This window comes from Pseudomonas sp. 14P_5.3_Bac1, from assembly GCF_025466135.1.
Lineage (GTDB): Bacteria > Pseudomonadota > Gammaproteobacteria > Pseudomonadales > Pseudomonadaceae > Aquipseudomonas.
This window is the reverse complement of the sequence record NZ_JANLOF010000043.1, coordinates 17,433-31,632: the sequence shown is the minus strand read 5'-3', so window position 1 is coordinate 31,632 and position 14,200 is coordinate 17,433. Positions and strand designations below refer to the sequence as shown.

The following is a 14,200-nucleotide window of genomic DNA, read 5'->3' as shown; positions in this document are numbered from 1 at the left end:
CTCCCACAGTTGGTCTTCAGTGGATGCAAGAATGCATTTAGCGGGTATGAAAAAGGCGACCCGAAGGTCGCCTTTTTTCATTGCGCGTATTGCTTGCTCAGCCCCGGCGGTACGCCGTGCACATCGGTTTCTTCCCACGGCCCGTTCGGGCTGATGGAGCGGCTCCAGCCGTTGCTCCAGCGGTAGTAGGTGCGCTGGCGGTAGAAGGTGTCGGGCTGTTCTTCCAGCACGTACACCTGCATCTTGCCGTCCCAGTGGCTGGCGGCGCCCGGGGGTGGGGCGAAGGTTGGCGATTTGCTTGGCAGCGGTTTCGGCGGCGGGGTCACCGGGCCGGACGGTTGGGTGCTCGGCTGGGTCGAAGGGCCCGACGGCGGGATGGTCGGGCCGGTGGGTGCCGGAGGTGGCCGGTGGACCGCACAAGCACTCAGGCCGAGTACCAGGCTGAGCAAGGTGATGCGTGCAAATGCGGGCATAGGCGTTTTCCTCGATTTACTTGTCCGGACTGTCGATGGTCAGCTGCTGCAGCGCAGTGGCAGTGCTGGCCAAGGGTTGGCTGCGGCCGATCCACTCGCCAGCGGTCGGAAGACCTGCCCGGGATATGCGCGCAACCAGTTGGACTTCGGGGAAGTTCGACAGTTTCAACTGCGGCATCATCGCGTCCGCATCACCCAGTTCGACGGTGACTGGCAGTTCGGCGACGGTCACGCGCTTGGCCGCCAGCGGCGCAGGCGGGCCGGAGACGGCGCGGGCAAAAATGAACACGCTGTCGGTGGGCAGGGCTTTGGCCTTCACCTCGGCGGACAAATCCACACGGACTTTGAGAACAGCCTTGGGCGCTTGAGCGACAGTACCACCGCTCTCCCTGAGCTTTTCCGCCGCTCGGTCGATACCACCTTGCAGCGCGACCCGGGAATTGTCTTGCGGTGGCAGCTGCGCCAACAGACGGTTCCAGTAGTCGATGGCGTCCTGATAACGCTGGCCTTCAAAGGCGGCAATACCCAACAGGCCAAGGCTGGTGACTTCCTTGGGGTCCAGCTTCAAGGCTTCATCGGTCAGCGCCTGCACCTTGGGCGACCACTGCTTGTTGTCGGCAAAGTACTGCGCCTGCGCCCACTGGCCGAGCAGTTCCGGCTGGCGGCCGGCCAAAGCCACGGTGCGCTCGAAGACGTTGGCCGCATCGGCGGAACGGTCCTGGGCCATGTAGGCGCGACCGAGGAAGTACAAGCCTTCCGGCGAATCCGGCTGGGCAGCGGCGGCGCGTTCCAGGCGTTGGGTCATGTCTTGCATCGATACCGGCGGCTGGGAGAATTCGCGGGTCAGCTCGACCTTATCGCTGGCGCCGTAATGCAGGTACAGCGCAACGCCAAGGACCGGCACCAGAAACGCCGCCAAAAACGGCAACGGTTTGCCCAGGCGCGATTCGCGAGGCTTTTCCACGCCTTCGGTATCGGCCAGCAGTTCACGGGCCGCTTCGGCGCGGCCGGTGTCGAGTTGCGCGGCATTCAGCACGCCTTCGTCCTGCTGCACTTGCAACTCGGCGACGCGTTCCTGGTAAAGCGCCACGTTGAGCGCGGTGCGGTCCTCTTCACGCTGGGCGCGGCGGCCGCGCAACACAGGGATCAACAGGAAACTCAGGGCAATCAGGAGCAGCAACCCTGCTGCGAGCCAAAAATCAATCATCAGTCTTGGTGTCCAGCAATTGGTCGAGGCGTTTGCGCTCTTCAGGGGATAACGCGTCGGAGCCATCGGTAGGCGCGGCGCGGCGGCGGCGGACGATCACGGCCATGACCACCACACCGGCCAGCAACAGCCCGGCTGGGCCGAACCAGAGCAGCGCGGTCTTGCCGGTGAGGGCCGGTTTGTAACGCACGAAATCACCGTAGCGGTCGACCATGAAGTCGATGATCTGCTGGTTGTCCTTGCCCTCCCCCAGCATGCGGAAAATCTCTTTGCGCAGGTCGGCGGCAATCGGCGCGTTGGAATCGGCGATGTCCTGGTTCTGGCACTTGGGGCAACGCAGTTCCTTGGTCAGTTCGCGAAAACGCTCACGGTCACCGTCCTTGGCGAATTCGTAGGTGTCGATGGCAGCGTGGGCTACGCCGACCAACCCCAGCGCCAACACGGCAGCGGCTAACAGACGCTTCATGGCTTGGCCTCATCGACCAGCGCCTGGTACTTGGCGGCCAGTTGCTCGCGCCACACCACTTCGTCGATCACGCCGACGTATTTGTCGCGGATCACACCTTTGGCATCAATAAAGAAGGTTTCCGGGGCGCCGTACACGCCGAGGTTCAAACCGAGGTTGCCGTCTTCATCGCGGATATCCATCAGGTACGGGTTGTGGAACTCCGCCAGCCACTTCAAGGCCGCCGCATTGTCGTCCTTGTAGTTGATGCCGTAGATCACCACGCCCTTCTCGGCGAGTTTGTTCAGCACCGGGTGCTCGACGCGGCACGAGATGCACCAGGTCGCCCACACGTTGACCAGCGCCGGCTTGCCCAGCAGGTCGGCCTGGGTCAGGGTCTTGTCGCCCTGCACGGTTTTCAGGCTGAACGCCGGGAATGGCTTGCCGATCATCGCCGAAGGCAGCTCGGCCGGGTCCAGGTACAAGCCGCGATACAAAAACACCGCCACCACCAGAAAGGCCGCCAGCGGTAACACCATCAACCAACGCTTCATGCCGGCGCTCCTTGCAGGCCGAGGGCTTCACGCACGCGGCTTTTTACTTTGACCCGATAACGCCGGTCCAGCGAAGCCAGCAAACCACCAAAGCCGGTGAGCAACCCGCCGAACCAGATCCAGCGCACAAACGGTTTGACGTGCACGCGCACCGCCCAGGCGCCGTCGCCCAGGGGTTCACCGAGCGCCACATACAGGTCGCGGGTGAAACCGGCGTCGATGCCCGCTTCGGTCATCATTGAGCTTTGCACGGTGTACAGGCGTTTTTCCGGGTGCAGCACGGCCACTTCCTTGCCATTGCGCACCACGCGGATGGTGCCTTTGTCCGACGTGAAGTTCGGGCCTTCAAAGTGCTTGGCGCCTTCAAAGATGAAGTGGTAACCGGCCAGGTCCATGGACTCACCGGGTGCCAGGCGCAGGTCGCGCTCGGCGCTGTTTTGGCTGGAGAGCACCACGCCGAGGGCGCACACCGCGATGCCGAGGTGCGCCACCTGCATGCCCCAATAGCTGCGGGTCAATGTCGGCAAGCCTTTGATCAGGCCTTTGTGACGGGTTTTGTCGACAATGTCGCGCACGCCGGCCAGCAACACCCAGGCGGCGAGCAGGAAGGTTGCGAGCACCGCCCAGTTGAAGTCGCCGTAGGCAAAGCCTGCGATCACCGCCAAGGCCACACTGCCCAGCAGCACCGGCATCAGCATGCCCGCCAGCCATTTCACCGGGGTGTCTTTCCAGCGCACCAATACACCGACTGCCATCACCACCATCAGCAGGCCCATCAGCGGGATAAACAACGCGTTGAAGTACGGCGGACCAACCGACAGCTTGGCGCCGCTCAGCGCGTCCAGCACCAACGGGTACAAGGTACCGAGCAGGATCATCGACGCGGCCACCACCAGCACCAGGTTATTGCCCAGCAACAGGGTTTCACGCGACCACAGGTTGAAGCCGACCTGGCTCTTGACCACCGGCGCGCGCAACGCAAACAGGGTGAGCGAGCCGCCGACCACAAACAGCAGGAAGATCAGGATGAACACGCCGCGCGCCGGGTCGGACGCAAACGCATGCACCGACGTCAGCACGCCCGAACGCACCAGGAACGTGCCAAGCAAACTGAGGGAAAACGCGGCGATGGCCAGCAACACGGTCCAGCTCTTGAACACGCCGCGTTTTTCGGTGACGGCCAGCGAGTGAATCAGCGCGGTGCCCACCAGCCACGGCATGAACGAGGCGTTTTCGACCGGGTCCCAGAACCACCAGCCGCCCCAGCCGAGTTCGTAATAGGCCCACCACGAGCCCAAGGTGATGCCGATCCCGAGAAAGGCCCAGGCGACGATGGTCCACGGCCGCGACCAGCGCGCCCAGGCGGCATCGAGACGCCCGCCGAGCAAGGCGGCGATGGCGAAAGCAAAGGCCACCGAGAAACCCACGTAACCCATGTAGAGCATCGGCGGGTGCACGATCAGGCCGATGTCTTGCAGCAAGGGGTTGAGGTCATGCCCGTCCACCGGGATCTGCGGCAGGATGCGGCTGAACGGGTTGGAGGTCATGATCAGGAACAGCAGGAAGCCGATGCTGATCATGCCCATCACCGCCAGCACCCGCGCCAGCATGACTTGCGGCAGTTGGCGCGAGAACACCGACACGGCGAAGGTCCAGCCGCCGAGGATCAAGGCCCACAGCAGCAGCGAGCCTTCGTGGGCGCCCCACACGGCGCTGAATTTGTAGTACCAGGGCAACGCGCTGTTGGAGTTGTTGGCGACATAGGCGACTGAAAAGTCGTCAGTCATGAAGGCGTAGGTCAGGCAACCAAACGCGAACAGCAAAAAGGCAAACTGGCCCCAGGCGGCCGGCTGGGCCAGGCTCATCCACAGGCGGTCGCCGCGCCAGGCGCCAAGCAAGGGCACCACGGCCTGGACGACAGCAAAGCACAAGGCGAGGATCATCGCTAACTGGCCCAGCTCGGGAATAAACAGTGCGGACGTCATCAACTTAGCCCTCCTTTGCCGGGGTTGGAGCGGGTTGGCCGCTGTCTTTCAGGGCCTTGGTGACTTCCGGCGGCATGTATTTCTCATCGTGCTTGGCCAGCACTTCATCGGCGACCACCACGCCGTCGGCATTGAGCTTGCCGAGGGCGACGATGCCCTGGCCTTCGCGGAACAGGTCCGGGAGGATGCCGCGATAGGTAATGGTCACGGCCTTGTTGAAGTCGGTGACCACGAAGGTGACGTCGAGTGAATCGCCGGAACGCTTGAGCGAGCCCTTCTCCACCATGCCGCCCGCGCGAATGCGCGTGTCTACCGGCGCTTCGCCGTTGGCGATCTGGGTCGGGGTGTAGAACAGGTTGATGTTCTCCCGCAGGGCGCTCATCGCCAGGCCCACGGCAACACTCACACCGACCAGGATGGCCAGGATGATCAACAGACGCTTTCTACGCAGCGGATTCACTTATCGGTCTCCCGGCGCAAACGGCGCGCCTCTTGTTGCAGGTAACGCTTGCGGGCCAGGATCGGCGCGGCGACGTTGAGGGCCAGCACCGCCAGGCAGATGCCATAGGCCGTCCAGACATACAGGCCGTGGTGGCCCATGGCGAGAAAATCACTGAAAGAGTTGAAACTCATCCCCGCGCTCCCAGGCTGTTTTGCACTTCGGCCTTGACCCAGCTGGTGCGGGCTTCACGCTTGAGCACTTCCAGACGCATGCGCATCAGCAGCACGGCGCCGAAGAAGCAGTAGAACCCCAGCACCATCAGCAGCAGCGGCGCCCACATTTCCACGGGCATCGCCGGTTTTTCGGTAAGGGTGAACGTGGCGCCCTGGTGCAGGGTGTTCCACCACTGCACCGAGTATTTGATGATGGGGATGTTGATCACGCCGACAATCGCCAGCACCGCGCAGGCCTTCGCGGCGCTGTCGCGGTTGCTGATGGCATTGCCCAGGGCGATCAGGCCGAAGTACAGAAACAGCAGGATCAGCATCGAGGTCAGGCGCGCGTCCCACACCCACCATGAACCCCAGGTCGGCTTGCCCCAAATGGCGCCGGTGACCAGCGCCACGGCGGTCATCCACGCGCCGATGGGCGCGGCGCATTGCAGGGCGACGTCGGCCAGTTTCATCTTCCACACCAGCCCGACCACGCCGCACACGGCCAGCATCACGTAGCAGGACTGCGCCAGCATCGCGGCGGGCACGTGGATATAGATGATGCGAAAGCTGTTGCCTTGCTGGTAGTCCGGCGGGGCGAAGGCCAGGCCCCAGACCAGGCCGATGCCGATCAGCAACACGGCGGCAATGCTCAACCACGGCAGCAGCTTGGCGCTGATGCCGTAAAACCATTTGGGCGAGCCGAGCTTGTGAAACCAGGTCCAGTTCATTGCTGTTTCCATCACGGTGGTTTCTCGTCTTGGCGAGAAACTCAGGGTCTTTACTGGTTAATAACGCTTAACCAGACCTCATTATTCGCCGACGCTGATCTTCAGGCCAGCCGCTATAGCAAAGGGTGTCAGGGTTACCGCCAGGGCGGTCAGGCTGCCAAGCCACAGGAGGTAACCGGTCGCCGGCATGCCCATGAGCGCGGCCTGCAAGGCGCCGCTGCCCAGGATCAACACCGGGATATACAAAGGCAGAATCAGCAGGGCCAGCAACAGGCCGCCCCGCTTCAAACCGACGGTCAACGCTGCGCCCACCGCCCCCAACAGGCTGAGCACCGGCGTACCGAGCAACAAGGACAGCAACAATACCGGCAGGCATTCGACGGGCAAGCCCAGCATCATCGCCAGCAACGGTGAGAGCAAGACTAGCGCCAAGCCGGAAAAAGCCCAGTGTGCCAGTACCTTGGCCAGAACCAGAAGTGGCAGCGGGTGCGACGAAAGGACCCACTGTTCGAGGGAACCGTCTTCGAAATCGCTGCGAAACAGCCCGTCCAGCGAGAGCAGCACCGATAAAAGCGCCGCCACCCACACTAATCCTGGGGACAAGGTTTGCAACAGTTTAGTCTCGGGACCGACCGCCAACGGGAACAAGGCGATGACGATGGCAAAGAACACCAGCGGATTGGCCAATTCAGCCGGGCGACGGCACAACAGCCGTGCTTCACGGGCGACCAGCAGCGCGAACACACTCATACCGACCACCGGCCCAAATCCAGCTCACGGTAACCGGCGGGCATGCGCGTCAGCGTGTGGTGAGTGGTAAGCACCACTGAACCGCCCTGCTCGCAGTGCCGGGCCAGGTGTTCTTCGAGCTGGGCGACGCCTTGTTTGTCGAGGGCGGTGAACGGTTCGTCGAGAATCCACAGCGGCGGGCCCGGCAGGTACAAACGCGCCAGGGCGACGCGGCGCTGCTGGCCGGCGGACAGGGTATGGCAGGGAACATCTTCAAAGCCTTTGAGGCCGACGGCCGCCAGGGCTTGCCAAATGGCATCACGGGAGGCCGGGTGATGCAGGGCGCTGAGCCAGCTGAGGTTCTCTTCCGGCGTGAGCACGTCCTTGATGCCGGCGGCGTGGCCGATCCAGATCAGGTTGCGAGCCAGTTCGCTGCGTTGTTCGTTGAGCGGCTGGCCGTTGAGCCGCACCCCCCCTGCCGTCGGCTGCATCAAACCGGCCAGCAGGCGCAGCAAACTGGTCTTGCCGCTGCCGTTGGGGCCGCTGATTTGCACCATGTCGCCGCCCGTCAGACGCAGTTCGAGGTGTTCGAACAGCATCCGCAGGTCGCGTTCACAGGCGAGCGCTACGGCTTCAAGAAGAGGGCTGGTCAAGAGATCGCGGGCCTTTACGGTTCAAGTCGGCGGTGCAGCGGCCGTTATAGAGAGATGCACAATAACGGCTTTGGCGACCGATTTTAGAGAGCTGGATCAAATAGTTGTGAGGTTTTTACCGCTCTCTTTGCAGACGGGCGGCATTATACATGTGATGCCCTACTCTAAAGAGGGCAATTTCCCCAGAGACGATGCGCACGATGACCGGTGAGATCAACCTTCCTACGCTGCCTCCTGCCCCGGCGCCCGGACCTGCCCCGCTGCCGCCGACCGGCGAGTTGCTCAAACTGCTGGAGCCGCAGGCCGGACTGATCGACCCTGGGAAAACCGCCAACGCCGAGGTGATCGCGCTTAAACAAGGCGGCGATGCGTTTCAGCTGCTGCTCAAATTGACCCTTGAAGGCGGCCGCCAGACCCTGGTGCAAGCCAGCAGCGCCCAGCCTCTGCCGTTGGGCAGCAATGTAGCGGTGAGCCAGACGCCAGCCGGCAACCTGACGCTCTCGTTGCAGCAGGCCTTGAGCGCCAACGTGGCTGCCCTCACCCGTATCGACACTACGCAAATGCCGGTGGGCACGCTGTTGCAAGCCAAGGTGCTGACCACTCAGATGTTGCCGCAAGGCACCACGCAACCGGCGATCTACCGCTCGCTGGTGACGGTGCTCAACAACGCCCTCGCCGGCACCACGCTGACGCTGGAAAGCCCGCAGCCACTGCGGGTGGGCAGCTTGCTCAGCGCCGTGGTGCAAAATGCGCAGACCTTGAACTTCGTGCCGTTGAGCGGGCTCAAGGATCAATTGGCCGTGGCCCAACAGCTTGCTACTCAGCAAAGTCGCCAAGGCTCGCTGGACGTGGTTTTCACCGCCCTGCAAAACCTGCCCACCGACGACAGTACGTCCACCGACCTGCGCGCCGCGGCGGCGCGGCTGCTGGCGGCGTTGCCCGACCTGGCACAAGTGAGCAACCCCAAGGTGTTGGCACAGCTGGTACAGAACAGCGGCGCGTTTCTTGAAGCCAAGTTGCTCGCCGGGCAAAACCCGCAAATCCCGCCGCTGGACATGAAAGGCGCGTTGCTGCGCCTGGTCGCCGACTTACTGCCGGCGCTGCCCAGTGCCACCAATCTCAACGCCATCCTCGCCGCCAATACCCTGGCCCAGGTATTGCCCAATTTTGTGCGTAACCCGCTGAATACGCTCGGCCAGATCGGCGCGCGTCAGGCACCCGCCGGGTTTCCGCTGCCGGATCGGCTGATGCAGCGCCTGGAAGGCGAAAGTGACCTGGAAAACCTGCTGCGCCTGGCCGCCGGTGCGATTTCGCGCTTGCAGAGTCATCAGCTGTCGAGCCTGGAGCAAACCGGCACCACCGCCGATGGCCGCTTGCAAACCACCTGGCAACTGGAAATTCCCATGCGCACCTTGCAGGACATCGTGCCGTTGCAGGTCAAGTTCCAGCGCGAGGAACCGACGCCGGACAAGGATCAGCCCGAACGCAAAGACAAGAAAGACCCCAAGCAGATGCTCTGGCGCGTCGAGTTGGCGTTCGACATGGAGCCGCTGGGGCCATTGCAGGTTCAGGCGCAACTGACCCAGGGCAAACTGTCCAGCCAGCTGTGGGCAACCCGGCCCTTTACCGCCAGTTTGATCGAAAGCCATTTGGGCCGTTTGCGCGAGCGCCTGGTGACCTCGGGCCTCAACGTCGGCGACCTGGATTGCCACCTCGGCACCCCACCGCGCGGCCCAAGAACCGGCCTGGAACAACGCTGGGTGGATGAAACCGCATGAAAAATCCAGCCCCACCACGCCAGGCGATTGCCCTCAAGTACGACGGCCAGCAAGCGCCGACCCTGACGGCCAAGGGCGACGATGCCCTGGCCGAAGCCATTTTGAAGCTGGCGCGGGAAAATGAAGTGCCGATCTATGAGAACGCTGAGCTGGTCAAGCTGCTGGCGCGCATGGAACTGGGCGACAGCATTCCGGAAGAGTTGTACCGCACGGTGGCGGAGATCATTGCCTTTGCGTGGACGCTGAAGGGCAAGTTTCCGGCGGGGTACGACCCGAACGCCGAGCCGGTGGAAAGGGACGTGACTGAGCGCGGGGATGATTACTAGACGCAGACCTCATGCCCCTTGCGGTAAGCGGACATGTTGTGGCGAGCGGGCTTGTCGTGGCGAGCGGGCTTGTCGTGGCGAGCGGGCTTGCCCCGCGTTGGGCTGCGCAGCAGCCCCAAAACCTCACCGATTACATCTTTCTGAAAAACCGTGGCGCCTGTATCAGGGCCGCTTCGCGCCACAACGCGGGGCAAGCCCGCTCACCACAGGGAACCCTCCCACATTTAGATCGCTATCGTCAGTTCAGCACTTCGCTCAGCGGAATGAAATTGACGTTGTCGCCGATAGCCAGCGTCGTGCCTTCCAGCACTTCCACAAACCCTTCTGCCCACGCGGCGCTGCGCAGCACGCCGGAGCTTTGGTTACGGTAGATGATCGCCCTGCCCTGCTCGATCCTCCCGCGCAGGTATTCGCGGCGATTGCCCGGCTTGGGCCAGGTGAAACCCACCGGCACTTCGAAACGCAACGGCTCCACCTCTTGAACGCCTTGGCGGCGCAGCAGATAAGGCCGCGCCAGCAGCGCAAAGGTCACCAGGGTCGACGCCGGGTTGCCGGGCAGGCCGATCACCGGCACACCACGAAAATGCCCGAAGGTCAGCGGTTTGCCTGGTTTGATCGCCAGCTTCCACAGGGCCAACTCGCCCTCTTCGCGCAGGGCGATGCCGAGAAAGTCAGCCTCGCCCACCGACACTCCGCCGGTCGACAGAATCAGGTCGACACTGCCCAGGTCCGCCAGGCGTTTGCGGGTTTTTTCCAGGTCATCCGGCAGAATCCCGGCGTCGATCACCTCGCAGCCCATGCGCGCCAGCCAACTGCACAGCACACGTCGGTTGCTGTTGTAGATCTGCCCCGGGCCGAGCGGCAAACCGGGCTCGATCAACTCGTCGCCAGTGGACAACACGGCCACGCGCACGCGGCGCACCACGCTCAAGCGGTCGTGCCCCAGGGAGGCGGCCAGGCCCAGCTCGATCGGGCCCAGGCGGGTGCCGGCGCTCAACACCAACTCGCCGACGGTGGTTTCCTGGCCTTGCGGGCGGATGTTCTGGCCCACCTGCAAGGGTTCGCTGAAACTCACGCGCTCATCGGCGTGGACCACGGCATTTTCCTGCATTTCTACACAATCGGCGCCTTCGGGCACTGGCGCACCGGTAAAGATGCGCGCACAGGTGCCAGCGGCCAACGGCTGCGGCGCCTGGCCGGCGAAGATGCGCTGGCTGACGGGCAAGGGCTCGCCGGTCCAGTCCGCCTGGCGCAGGGCGTAACCGTCCATGGCGCTGTTGGGCCAGGGCGGCAAGTCGAGGGTAGAGATCAGGTCGTGCGCGAGCACGCGGCCATCGCAGTCGGCCAGCGGCACCACGTGCGGCTCACGGATAGGCGCGGCTTCGGCCATGTCCAGCAGTTGGCGCAGTGCGTCTTCCACTGGCATCAGGGCGCCGGTTTTGCCGGGCTTATCCACGGGATTCGCAGGGTTCGGCCTGCTTCAAGTGAGGAACGAAGTTGCACGGGCGATGACGGTTGTCCAGTTGCTCGGCGAGGATGCCGTCCCAGCCGGTACGCACCGCGTTGGTCGAACCCGGCAAGCAGCACACCAGCGTGCCATTGGCCAGGCCGGCCAGGGCGCGCGATTGTACAGTGGAGGTGCCGATATCGGCCACGGAGATCTGGCGGAACAGTTCGCCAAAGCCATCGACCTGTTTATCCAACAGGCAGCTCACCGCTTCGGGCGTGCTGTCGCGGCCGGTGAAGCCGGTGCCGCCGGTGATCAGCACCACTTGCACCACGTCTTCGGCGATCCAGTGGGCGACTTTCGCGCGGATTTTGTAGAGGTCGTCCTTGAGCAGCGCGCGCTCGGCCAGGTTGTGGCCGGCGGCGGTCAGGCGGTCGACGAAGACCTGGCCTGAAGTGTCGGTGTCCAGGGTGCGGGTGTCGCTGACAGTCAGTACAGCAATATTCAGGGGTACGAAGGGCGCATCAGCCTTGGCGTTCATGGCTCGGTCCGGTTGTCGAAGGAACAGCCCGATGTTATATCACAGGGCCCTATTTACCTGCCGCAGCGGAACCGCCATGTCTCTCGATTCTTCGCCCCTGCCCTGTTCGATTCTGCTGCTGGCCGGTGGCCGCGGCCAGCGCATGGGTGGTCAGGACAAGGGCCTGCTGCCCTGGCATGGCCAGCCTTTGATTGCCCACCTGCAGCGCCTGACCCGGGCGCTGACGGATGACCTGATCATCTCGTGCAATCGCAACCATGACCTGTATGCGCCCTACGCCGACCAGTTGGTGAGCGACGACAGCCCGGACTTTCCCGGCCCGCTGGCAGGCATTCGCGCCGGGCTGGCCGCCGCGCGCCACGCACAGCTGCTGATCCTGCCCTGCGACGTGCCAAACATCGACGCGGCGCTGCTCGCCGATCTGCGTGAAACTGCACGCCGCACACCGCTGGTGCCGGTGATGGTGCGTCAGGGCGAATTCTGGGAACCCTTGATCTGCATCATCCCGACCCACCTGCAAACCGAGGTAGAACGGGCCTGGAACGCCGGTGAACGCAGCCCGCGCAAGATTCTGCTGCAACTGGGCGGCGTGGGCCTGGAGTGCCCGGCGAATGACCCGCGCCTGGCCAACCTGAATACACCTGAACTGTTGCACGCAGCCTTCGGCGTGTCAGAATGAACCTCGCACAAGGAACTTTGTCGACGCGCAGCGCGTCACAAGGTCAGCAATTTAAAAGCATTCTCTCGGAGACACACTCATGACTCAACGGACCATCGCCGCTCTCATGCTTGCACTGGGCCTCGCTACTCTCGCCGGTTGCGCCTCGCCTACAGTGATCACCCTGAATGACGGTCGCGAAATCCAGGCCGTCGACACCCCTAAATTCGATAAGGCTTCGGGCTTCTACGAGTTCGAACAACTTGACGGCAAGCAGACCCGCATCAACAAGGATCAGGTTCGCACCGTTAAAGACCTGTAAGTCTTAACGCTGGACCCACAAGGCCCGCCTCGCGCGGGCCTTGTCGTTTCCGGGGTTTACCAGTCGAGGGTGATCCGGCTGCGGAAATCGCGTTGCTCACCGGTGACCGGGTCGATAAACCGCACGCCCTGGGCCAGCAGCTTGAGCGGGTTGGCGTAGTCGTCCTCGACGTCCTTGATGACGTCGGGGTAGAACGGGTCATTGCAGATACTCGCCCCCAGCGCGGTCATGTGAACGCGCAGCTGGTGCTTCTTGCCGGTTACGGGGAACAGGCCGTAGCGCCACAGGTCGGCGTTTTTCTCACGGACTTCCACCGCCGTCTCGGTGTTGCTGACGCCGGGGCCTTCCTGCATGCGAAAGAACGGTTCGCCTTCCACCAGACGGCTTTTGTGAACCATGGGGAAGGTCAAATCAGGCAACGCTGGAGCGATGGCTTCGTAGAATTTGTCGATGCGCCGTGTTGGAAACAGCTGTTGATAAGCTGAACGGCTGTGCGGGTTGGCCGAGAACAGCACCAGCCCTGCGGTGTGCCGGTCGATGCGGTGCAAGGGCACCAGAGCAGGGTTATCCAGGCGCCGGATCAAGCGGCGCAACAGCGTCTGTTCAACGTACTCACCCGCCGGGGTCACCGGGAGAAAATGCGGTTTGTCGGCGACCACCAGGTGCTCGTCGGCATACAGGATGGTTTCCTCAACCGGAATGACCTTCTCATTCGGCACTTCACGGAAGTAGTAAATACACAGGCCTTGCTTGTAGGCCAAATCCATTCTGATCGGCGTGCCGTTGATGTCGAGTACGCGGCCACGGGCGATGCGGTCCAGCCAGTGCTCGCGGCCAATCGCAGGGAAATGCTCGCACAGACACTCCAGCACCGTCGCCCAATTGCCAGGTGGCAAATACAACGTGCTGGCTTGGTGTTGCGACGCGGAAAAACCGGAAGATGACATGACAATGCTCGAAGCCTGGAAAATCAGGCGGGCATTATCCCGCATGGAGCGCGATGGAGCCTAGGGCGGATCTCAGGCCTTGGCCAATTGCGCACGCAGGATCGGCGAAGCGCTGGCCGCCTCGGTGAACTCCTTGAGCCAACGCAGTACGTCCACCGCTTCCCAGCGACCGGGATCGTAAAGCGCGTACAACAACCCTTGGTAACCCACCACATCCAACTGCTTGTGATAACCGGCGCGCTGGAACAACGCTTCGATTTCAGCAAAGCAGGTATTGAAGTGCACTTTGTTAAAAGGCGTCTTGCCTTCCGTGACCAGGCCATCGAGGCGCAGCTCGTTCACCGCGTCGCGCACGACGTCGGCGGACATGCGATTGACGCTGCTTTTCAGTTGTTCAACATTCACCACGGGCGTTCCCTCTATTCAATCGCTGTACAAACATACAGTAACGTAATATTTGGAAACTCGCCATCGGAGAAAGCCTAGGACAGGAAGGCAACAACCTGTCCGGTGTCGAATGGCCAGTCAAGCTCTGCCCCGGTATCCACCCGGCGAAGCACCGGAATCCGCAGGCTGTAGGCGTCGGTCAGGTCATCGGGGTCGGTGATGTCCACCAGTTCCACCAGCAACCCGTGTTCGACGAGCGGCATGATTTCGACTTCGGCGATCTCACAAAGATGGCAACCCAGGGTGCCGAATAACTGGCATTCAGGAAGCATGGCGAAGGGGCCTGATCAGGAAACAGGCAAC

The 14,200-nt window shown here is 62.8% G+C and carries 19 protein-coding genes; 4 read left to right on the top strand and 15 right to left on the bottom strand.

Going from position 1 to position 14,200, the window contains the following annotated elements; genetic code table 11:
* Window positions 1-77: 77 nt before the first annotated feature.
* The 10 genes from NTD89_RS10600 to ccmA all read right to left on the bottom strand — a co-directional run bounded on the left by NTD89_RS10600 (window position 78) and on the right by ccmA (window position 7,431).
* Entirely contained in the window at window positions 78-473 is a 396-nt protein-coding gene (locus NTD89_RS10600; RefSeq protein WP_145165056.1) for a hypothetical protein, read from the bottom strand.
* 16 nt (window positions 474-489) lie between these two features.
* Window positions 490-1,680, bottom strand: a complete 1,191-nt coding sequence (ccmI, locus tag NTD89_RS10595) for a c-type cytochrome biogenesis protein CcmI (RefSeq protein WP_145165058.1) — start codon at window positions 1,678-1,680, stop codon at window positions 490-492.
* Window positions 1,673-2,146, bottom strand: a complete 474-nt coding sequence (locus NTD89_RS10590) for a cytochrome c-type biogenesis protein (protein ID WP_012723038.1) — start codon at window positions 2,144-2,146, stop codon at window positions 1,673-1,675. Before NTD89_RS10590 ends, ccmI begins: the two co-directional genes overlap by 8 nt.
* Entirely contained in the window at window positions 2,143-2,679 is a 537-nt protein-coding gene (locus NTD89_RS10585; protein ID WP_119739509.1) for a DsbE family thiol:disulfide interchange protein, read from the bottom strand. The genes NTD89_RS10590 and NTD89_RS10585 overlap by 4 nt, the downstream gene beginning before the upstream one ends.
* The gene (locus NTD89_RS10580) at window positions 2,676-4,664 is read right to left on the bottom strand and encodes a heme lyase CcmF/NrfE family subunit (RefSeq protein WP_262207484.1); all 1,989 of its coding nucleotides are present in this window, start codon (window positions 4,662-4,664) and stop codon (window positions 2,676-2,678) included. The genes NTD89_RS10585 and NTD89_RS10580 overlap by 4 nt, the downstream gene beginning before the upstream one ends.
* A gap of 4 nt (window positions 4,665-4,668) precedes the next feature.
* Window positions 4,669-5,124: a cytochrome c maturation protein CcmE gene (gene ccmE, locus NTD89_RS10575; protein WP_106576791.1), complete on the bottom strand. Its 456-nt coding sequence runs from the start codon at window positions 5,122-5,124 to the stop codon at window positions 4,669-4,671.
* On the bottom strand, window positions 5,121-5,297 hold the full coding sequence (gene ccmD / locus NTD89_RS10570) for a heme exporter protein CcmD (protein ID WP_106576792.1): 177 nt from the start codon (window positions 5,295-5,297) through the stop codon (window positions 5,121-5,123). Before ccmD ends, ccmE begins: the two co-directional genes overlap by 4 nt.
* Window positions 5,294-6,049, bottom strand: coding sequence for a heme ABC transporter permease (locus tag NTD89_RS10565; protein WP_145165067.1), 756 nt, complete (start codon window positions 6,047-6,049; stop codon window positions 5,294-5,296). Before NTD89_RS10565 ends, ccmD begins: the two co-directional genes overlap by 4 nt.
* An 81-nt stretch (window positions 6,050-6,130) precedes the next feature.
* Window positions 6,131-6,799, bottom strand: a complete 669-nt coding sequence (gene ccmB, locus NTD89_RS10560) for a heme exporter protein CcmB (protein ID WP_003189951.1) — start codon at window positions 6,797-6,799, stop codon at window positions 6,131-6,133.
* The gene (gene ccmA / locus NTD89_RS10555) at window positions 6,796-7,431 is read right to left on the bottom strand and encodes a cytochrome c biogenesis heme-transporting ATPase CcmA (RefSeq protein ID WP_262207482.1); all 636 of its coding nucleotides are present in this window, start codon (window positions 7,429-7,431) and stop codon (window positions 6,796-6,798) included. The genes ccmB and ccmA overlap by 4 nt, the downstream gene beginning before the upstream one ends.
* A gap of 200 nt (window positions 7,432-7,631) precedes the next feature.
* On the opposite strand from ccmA, the gene NTD89_RS10550 reads away from it, so the two are divergent.
* Window positions 7,632-9,209, top strand: a complete 1,578-nt coding sequence (locus NTD89_RS10550; RefSeq protein ID WP_262207480.1) for a flagellar hook-length control protein FliK — start codon at window positions 7,632-7,634, stop codon at window positions 9,207-9,209.
* Complete coding sequence (locus tag NTD89_RS10545) at window positions 9,206-9,535, top strand: EscU/YscU/HrcU family type III secretion system export apparatus switch protein (RefSeq protein WP_242193754.1); 330 nt, start codon at window positions 9,206-9,208, stop codon at window positions 9,533-9,535. The genes NTD89_RS10550 and NTD89_RS10545 overlap by 4 nt, the downstream gene beginning before the upstream one ends.
* Before the next feature lie 238 nt (window positions 9,536-9,773).
* On the opposite strand, the gene glp is transcribed toward NTD89_RS10545, so the two are convergent.
* Together glp and moaB are read right to left on the bottom strand one after the other, a co-directional pair.
* On the bottom strand, window positions 9,774-10,961 hold the full coding sequence (gene glp / locus NTD89_RS10540; RefSeq protein WP_262207488.1) for a gephyrin-like molybdotransferase Glp: 1,188 nt from the start codon (window positions 10,959-10,961) through the stop codon (window positions 9,774-9,776).
* A 22-nt stretch (window positions 10,962-10,983) separates the two neighbouring features.
* A complete protein-coding gene (gene moaB / locus NTD89_RS10535; RefSeq protein WP_262207478.1) occupies window positions 10,984-11,523 on the bottom strand; it encodes a molybdenum cofactor biosynthesis protein B in 540 nt (179 codons plus the stop codon).
* A gap of 76 nt (window positions 11,524-11,599) precedes the next feature.
* On the opposite strand from moaB, the gene mobA reads away from it, so the two are divergent.
* Both mobA and NTD89_RS10525 read left to right on the top strand, forming a co-directional pair.
* Entirely contained in the window at window positions 11,600-12,202 is a 603-nt protein-coding gene (mobA, locus tag NTD89_RS10530; protein ID WP_262207475.1) for a molybdenum cofactor guanylyltransferase MobA, read from the top strand.
* 79 nt (window positions 12,203-12,281) lie between these two features.
* On the top strand, window positions 12,282-12,503 hold the full coding sequence (locus NTD89_RS10525) for a YgdI/YgdR family lipoprotein (protein ID WP_065901933.1): 222 nt from the start codon (window positions 12,282-12,284) through the stop codon (window positions 12,501-12,503).
* Window positions 12,504-12,559: 56 nt separating this feature from the next.
* Here NTD89_RS10525 and NTD89_RS10520 read toward each other — a convergent pair whose 3' ends face one another.
* From NTD89_RS10520 to NTD89_RS10510, 3 genes are all read right to left on the bottom strand, one after another.
* Window positions 12,560-13,450: a pseudouridine synthase gene (locus tag NTD89_RS10520; protein ID WP_262207472.1), complete on the bottom strand. Its 891-nt coding sequence runs from the start codon at window positions 13,448-13,450 to the stop codon at window positions 12,560-12,562.
* Window positions 13,451-13,522: 72 nt separating this feature from the next.
* The gene (locus NTD89_RS10515) at window positions 13,523-13,858 is read right to left on the bottom strand and encodes a hypothetical protein (protein WP_017529348.1); all 336 of its coding nucleotides are present in this window, start codon (window positions 13,856-13,858) and stop codon (window positions 13,523-13,525) included.
* Window positions 13,859-13,932: 74 nt separating this feature from the next.
* Window positions 13,933-14,169 (bottom strand): glutaredoxin family protein, encoded by a 237-nt coding sequence (locus tag NTD89_RS10510; RefSeq protein ID WP_145165084.1) that lies wholly within the window; start codon window positions 14,167-14,169, stop codon window positions 13,933-13,935.
* Window positions 14,170-14,200 lie beyond the last annotated feature (31 nt).